We start from the raw sequence: 380 nt of genomic DNA, 5'->3' as shown, positions 1-380 counted from the left end.
TCCCCCATGTTTCCTTTACTTCTGCAAGGGCTTGTAACGCGGATTCTTCCGTTGGAGCCTTATATACAGCTTTAAAATCGGCGGCAAATTTCTTGCGATCCTTATAAGACAGGTACTGGAAAGAGTTACGCAGCATATGGATAATGCATCTCTGTACCACTGCCTGCGGATATACGGCTGCAATTGCCTCCTTAAAGCCTGGCAAGCCATCCACACAGAAGAATAGGACGTCCTTGAGCCCTCTGTTCTTCAGGTTGTTAAGCATTCCCAACCAAAATTTTGAGGATTCATTTGCACCGACTGTAATGCTCAGGATGTCCTTGGTTCCATCCAACTGAACTCCAAGCGCAACATAGGCAGCCTTCTTTACAATACGTCCC

General features: G+C 46.6%; 1 protein-coding gene. It reads right to left on the bottom strand.

The window, feature by feature from the left end; genetic code table 11:
* Positions 1–380, bottom strand: a 380-nt coding sequence (locus BN3456_RS00265; RefSeq protein ID WP_176699056.1) for an IS256 family transposase, incomplete at both ends; no start/stop codon positions are given.

The organism is Clostridium sp. C105KSO13 (assembly GCF_001517425.1).
Classification (GTDB): Bacteria; Bacillota; Clostridia; order Lachnospirales; family Lachnospiraceae; genus Muricomes.
This window is presented reverse-complemented; position numbering and strand designations above follow the sequence as displayed.